5 protein-coding genes are annotated in these 4,197 nt (G+C 31.7%); all 5 read left to right on the top strand.

The window, feature by feature from the left end; genetic code table 11:
• Positions 1-478 (top strand): META domain-containing protein (locus EZH24_RS07995; RefSeq protein WP_236847121.1); only part of this gene is annotated, 478 nt, incomplete at its 5' end.
• Between the two features lie 3 nt (positions 479-481).
• Positions 482-901 carry an META domain-containing protein gene (locus EZH24_RS07990; RefSeq protein WP_236847120.1) on the top strand — a complete coding sequence of 140 codons (420 nt, stop codon included), beginning with the start codon at positions 482-484 and terminating at the stop codon, positions 899-901.
• Positions 902-942: 41 nt separating this feature from the next.
• The gene (locus EZH24_RS07985) at positions 943-1,890 is read left to right on the top strand and encodes a CobW family GTP-binding protein (RefSeq protein WP_137998596.1); all 948 of its coding nucleotides are present in this window, start codon (positions 943-945) and stop codon (positions 1,888-1,890) included.
• 120 nt (positions 1,891-2,010) lie between these two features.
• Entirely contained in the window at positions 2,011-2,823 is an 813-nt protein-coding gene (locus EZH24_RS07980; RefSeq protein WP_137998595.1) for an ankyrin repeat domain-containing protein, read from the top strand.
• The coding region (locus EZH24_RS07975; protein ID WP_236847119.1) for a homocysteine S-methyltransferase family protein at positions 2,816-4,197 on the top strand (1,382 nt) is incomplete at its 3' end. The genes EZH24_RS07980 and EZH24_RS07975, both read left to right, overlap by 8 nt.

The following is a 4,197-nucleotide window of genomic DNA, read 5'->3' as shown; positions in this document are numbered from 1 at the left end:
AAGATTTTTTACCGAAAAATATAAAAAAGGATTCATATTGATTATGAAGAATAATTTTATAATAATTTTTATAATAATTTCGTTAATATTATATTCCTGTTCGACAACGAAAGAAATTAAAGAAGTTCAAAATGAAATTCAAATTGAAGAAATCGAAACTAATAATAAACTCAAAGGAAGAAAATTCAAATTAGTAAGTTTATATCCCGAAATGAATATAACGATAGAATTTGGCGAGGATAAAGTTTACGGATTTTCGGCAATCAATAATTATTTTTCAGAATATTTGACGGACGGAGATATTTTTAGCGTTAAAGATATAGCGACTACGAAAAAAACGGCGAGCAAAGAATATAGAGATGCGGAAAGTAAATATTTGAATATGCTAAAAGACGCGACTTCTTATAAAATCAGCGGAAACAAATTAACTATTTATACTTTGCTTTCGGGCGAGAATTTGGTATTCGAGGAATTTTAATTCATGTTTATTATAAAGAAAATTATATTATTTTTTATTATTTTTATTTTTCTTATAAATATAAATTCCTGTTCCACTTATAGAGAAACTTTGAATATGTCGGTAAGCACATTAAACGGCAAAACCTATCAATTAGTCAATATGTTCGCCGATGCGGGAATAACGATTTCATTTTACGAAAAAGAATTTTACGGCTACAGCGGATTCAACACTTATTTTGGAGAATATGAAATTAGAAGAGGAAATAATGTTTTGTTTAGAAATATATCAATGACTAAAATGAACGAAATGGCGGAAATCGAGGAAATAGAAAAAGAATATATAGATTATATAACGAAAGCTTATTCTATAGAATTTACGATTGACGGAATTAAAATTAAAACTTTGGACGATGGAGAGCTAATATTTAAAAGGCTTCGTTAATTAAACGATTAAAATATTAAAAAAATTAAGCGGGATAAAAAATGAAAATACTTATAGTTTCTGGATTCTTGGGAGCGGGAAAAACCACTTTAATAAAAGAAATGGCAAATAAAACCAGAAGAGATTTCGTCATATTGGAAAACGAATACGGCGATGTCGATATAGATTCCAACATTCTTAAAGACGAAGGAATGAATATTTGGGAACTTACCGAAGGATGCGTTTGCTGTTCTATGAAGCAGGATTTTGCAACTTCGATATTAACCATAGCGAATACATTGGACCCCGAATATTTGATAGTCGAGCCTACGGGAGTGGCTAAACTCGGAAATATAATAAACAATATAAGGCAAATAGAATACGAAAGAATCATTCTTCTTAAGCCGATAACCGTAATAGACGGCAATGCTTTCGATTCTTTTATCTCTTCATACGATAATATTTATATCGACCAATTAGTCAATACTTCAAAAATAATAATATCAAAAATGGAATCAAAGGATATTGAAGAAAACGAAGAATTAATAAAGAAAATAGAAAATCTGCTGATAAAAAATAATGTTTCGCTTTCGGAAATTGAAATATTGAAAGAACATTATACGAAAAAAAATAAAGAATGGTGGGAAAATATATTAAAATCTTTTTTGGACGAAAAATATTCCGTAAAAGAAAAAGAATCGGAAAATACTGAAGAGATGCCCGATTCGATTAGTATGAAAGGCTGCGAGATTGAAAACGAAAATCAATTTGTAATTCTTTTGGAAGATACGATAAGAGGAAGATTCGGCGATATTGCGAGGGCTAAAGGTTTTATAAAATGCGGAAAATCTTATTTCAGATTCGATGTGGCGGGAGAGCGATACGCGATTACGGGAGCCACAGAAAATGACGAACTTGAAATTGTTTTTATCGGAAAAAATTTAAACAGAAAACTTTTAAGAGAAATTTTTCAACCCGTTTATAGAGAGAATATAAAACATTCGCATTAAAATACATTTATAACAATTCAAAAATATTAAAAAATATAGTATAATAATTCAAATTTTATTTTATAAATTTTTAATGAATTTAGAATAAATTTAATAAAAAAACAAAGGATGGAAAAAACAATGAATAAAAAATTATTAAAACTTTTATTTACATTTTTAATTTTGACTTTATTTATTTCTTGCAAAAAAGAAAACGAAACTGTTGAAGAAGAAAATATTTACGATACTTATGTCAAAGGCAACCCGAATAATATATATCATAAAAAATATACTAATGTCGTAAAAATTCAAGGCAGATATGTCGAAAAAACGAACAATTCTTTCTATCTTGCTTTGGGCGGAAGAGAAGAAGGCGAATATGACGAAAACTATAATATATTTGAAGCTATCAGATTTGGAAGCCTTCAAAGAGTAGCGGAAATAATAGAATCGGACAGCTCACAAATCGAATCCGAATTAGATAATGACGGAGAAGAAGAATATAATAAATTTACAGAGGGGAGTTATATTATAGACGGAGTAAATCCTCTATCGCTCGCCGTATTCTACAGAGATATGGGAATATTTCAATATTTACTTGATAATATTAACGATGAATCCGTTTTATTGCATGGAGACGTAGACGGATGGAACGCTTTCGCTTATGCATGCGCGTTTGGAACAGTCGATATAATAAAAGCGCTTATTCAAAAATATCCCGATTTCGTTAATTGGGAAAATTCTTACGGAGCGAACGGACTTCACATGGCGGCTTTGCAAGGAAATGTTTCAGTTTTCGATTATTTGGTTAATGATTTGAAGATGGATATAAATGCAACGGACGATGATGGACGCGGAGTTTTATATTACGCTAAAAGCGATGAAACCAAAGAAGCTCTTGAAAAATTAAGAGCCATTGTTGAAAACGATTATAACGAGGATGAAAGTGAATAAATTTATTAAAATAAAAGAAAGATTAAAAGAGTTAATCGAAAATCAATATTTAATAATTGACGGCGCTACGGGAACGGAACTTCAAAAAAAAGAAATTAAAAAAGAAGAATGGATTATAAACGGAAACGATATTCAAGGATGCAACGAAATTTTGAATATAACCGCCCCACATATAATGAAAGAAATTCACTTGGATTATTTGAATGCTGGAGCCAATATAATAAAAACCAACAGTTTCGGAGCTTTTCCTTCAGTTTTGGGCGAATATAATATAAGCGATATGGCTTACGAGATTGCAAAAAAATCTTCAATTATTGCAAAAGAAAGCGTGGAAGAATATAAAAAAAATACAAATGCGAATAGAGATATTTTTGTCGCTGGAAGTTTGGGACCGGGAATAAGACTTCCGAGTTTGGGACAAATAACTTTTGACGAACTTTACAACGGATATGTCGAAGCGATAAGAGGATTGATTGACGGAGGTGCGGATATTATTTTGCTTGAAACGGCTCAAGATATTTTGCAACTTAAGGCGGGAATTTTGGCATGCTACGATATTGACGGCGATATTCCAATAATGGTTTCGGTGACGATAGAAAAAGAAGGAACCATGCTTTTGGGAACGGATATTGAAACGGCTTACACGGTTTTATCGAATTTAAATATATTTTCAATCGGTATGAATTGCGGAACGGGACCGGATATGGCTATGCGACATTTGAAAAAATTAACGGAAATATCTTATTTGCCCGTATCGATTCATAGCAACGCGGGACTTCCTCAAAACAGAGGAGGAAAAGCTTATTACGGAATGACTCCGAAAGAATTTGCCGATATTAACAGCGATTTTTTTAATTTGGACGGACTTTCTTTTATAGGAGGTTGTTGCGGAACTACTCCCGAGCATATAAAAGCTTTATCTGAAAAAGCGAAAAATTTTAAACCTAAAAAACCTAAATTAAATAAACCTCGTCCATATATTGCAAGTTTGTTTAATATTGTTAATATCAAACAAGAAATTCCTCCATTAATGATAGGAGAAAGAAGTAATGTTTCAGGAAGTAAGGTTTTTAGAGAATTTATGATTGCGGGAGATATGGACGGAATGCTCGATATTGGAATAAAGCAAGTGAAAGCGGGAAGTCATGCAATCGATGTAAACGCCGCTTGGGCGGGCAGAGACGAAATAGAAGATATAAAAAAAATAATCTCTTCTTATGTAAAACAAATATCGATTCCGTTGGTTATAGACGCTATAAAGCCTAATGTTATAGAAGAGGCTTTGAAAATTTACGGCGGGAAACCGATTATAAATTCGGCGAATATGGAGCAGGGAGAAGAAAAATTTGACGCGATTTGCAAATTGGCGAAAAG

It is taken from the genome of Brachyspira catarrhinii (genome assembly GCF_005518285.1).
GTDB lineage: Bacteria > Spirochaetota > Brachyspiria > Brachyspirales > Brachyspiraceae > Brachyspira > Brachyspira catarrhinii.
This window is presented reverse-complemented; position numbering and strand designations above follow the sequence as displayed.

Bases quoted from the DNA above. Each gene is read 5' to 3' on its own strand.
- EZH24_RS07985 (WP_137998596.1), top strand. From the start codon at position 943: ATGAAAATACTTATAGTTTCTGGATTCTTGGGAGCGGGAAAAACCACT.
- EZH24_RS07980 (WP_137998595.1), top strand. From the start codon at position 2,011: ATGAATAAAAAATTATTAAAACTTTTATTTACATTTTTAATTTTGACT.
- EZH24_RS07990 (WP_236847120.1), top strand. From the start codon at position 482: ATGTTTATTATAAAGAAAATTATATTATTTTTTATTATTTTTATTTTT.